General features: G+C 44.1%; 2 protein-coding genes. Both read right to left on the bottom strand.

Translation table 11 applies throughout. The features are described from left to right. Positions 1 to 40 precede the first annotated feature (40 nt). The gene (lspA, locus tag GY683_RS08915; protein ID WP_297288391.1) at positions 41 to 559 is read right to left on the bottom strand and encodes a signal peptidase II; all 519 of its coding nucleotides are present in this window, start codon (positions 557 to 559) and stop codon (positions 41 to 43) included. Next, the coding region (locus GY683_RS08910) for a class I tRNA ligase family protein (RefSeq protein ID WP_297288390.1) at positions 552 to 1784 on the bottom strand (1233 nt) is incomplete at its 5' end. The genes lspA and GY683_RS08910, both read right to left, overlap by 8 nt.

Genomic DNA, 1784 nt, shown 5'->3' with positions numbered 1-1784 from the left:
TCAAACCTGACAGGTTTCTAAAACCTGTCAGGTTTAGTTGTTACCGTTTAATGTCTCGCAAAGCGTCTATTAACAACAGGACGACACCAATACTGATGGCACTGTCAGCAATATTAAATGCTGGCCAATGCCATTGTTGATAATATATATCAATAAAATCAACGACATAGCCATAGATTATTCTATCTATCACATTGCCCACCGCTCCGCCAATGACGAGGGCAAGTGCAGAGGCTAACCAGTACTCTTGACGCTTGATACGGTTCAGCCACGCAATGATTATACCGATCACAATGATGGCGACTCCTGCTAAAAACCAGCGTTGCCATCCTCCAGCGTTTGCCAAAATGCTCCAGGCTGCTCCCTTATTGTGCAATAATGTCAAATTAAAAGAGGGCATTACTGGTATTGATTGATAGAGTTCCAAGGAAGCACTGATCCCTATTTTAGTGATTTGATCAAGTACAACAACTAACAGGGATAACCATAACCAGATTAAAGCACTTGATTCCCCTTTTTTAAGGGAGGGCAATTGAGAAAACCAATTTGTTTTAGGCATAATGACGTTGTTCACCTCCACCCACAACATTTTCAATACAACGCCCGCAGAGTTCGGGATGATCAGAATGCGTACCCACATCTTCACGATGATGCCAGCAGCGCACACATTTAGGATGTTCAGAGGGTTTGGCTTGAAGCCAAAAACCGTCACAATCGACAGCTTGCGCGGGTTTTGCACTGAGCGGATGTACATTTGCGTAGGAGGTAATAAAAACAAAGCGTAATTCATCGCCAAGCGTGTTCAATTGTGAAGACAGCGTCTCTTCACAGTAAATATCAACTTCGGCTTCTAAAGAGGAACCGATGGTTTCTGAAACGCGCAGTTTTTCTAATTCCTTGTTAACCGCCTCACGCACTGCAAACAGTTTTTCCCATTTTTCCGACTCGACAGCATAAGGAAACAAGCCATCGTACCACGACGCTTCTAATAATACGGATTCACCACGTTTGCCTGGCATATTATCCCAAATATCTTCCGCCGTAAAACTGAGTATGGGTGCAAATAAACGCACAAGGGCTTCAGAAATGTGATATAGGGCAGTTTGTGCGGAGCGTCGAGCAAGGCTATTGGTTTGACAGGTGTATTGACGATCTTTAATGATGTCAAGGTAAAGACTACCCATTTCCATCGCGCAAAAATGGTGGAGTTTTTGATAAACCTGATGAAACGAATAATCATTATAAGCTGCAATGACTTCTTTTTGCAAATGAAAGGCGCGATCAACTGCCCAACGATCAAGGGCTAACATCTCTTCAGGGGCAACGCAATCTGTTTCAGGATTAAAACCGTGCAAATTCGCCAGTAAAAATCGAGCTGTATTGCGTAATCGCCGATAGGCATCAGCCACCCGTTTTAAAATTTCATTAGAGACTGACATTTCGCCGCTATAATCGGTGGCAGCTACCCATAGGCGTAAAACATCCGCGCCCAAGTTTTTGATCACTTTTTGCGGGGCGATGACATTGCCCCTGGATTTAGACATTTTTTTGCCCTTCGCATCCACTGTAAAACCATGTGTAAGCACGCCCTTATAAGGAGGTGCGCCATCACGCATGGCAACGGAAGCGAGTAGTGAGGATTGAAACCAGCCGCGATGTTGATCAGAGCCTTCTAAATATAAGTCCGCAGGTACGCTCAGATGTTCATGGTTTTCCAAAATCGTCGCGTGAGTGACTCCAGAATCAAACCAGACATCAAGGGTATCTGTGATTTTGTCATAATT

Source organism: Moraxella sp., assembly GCF_024227015.1.
In the GTDB taxonomy this organism is placed as follows: domain Bacteria; phylum Pseudomonadota; class Gammaproteobacteria; order Pseudomonadales; family Moraxellaceae; genus Moraxella.
Note: the sequence above shows the minus strand (reverse complement) of the source record. Positions and strands in the feature narration are given on the sequence as shown.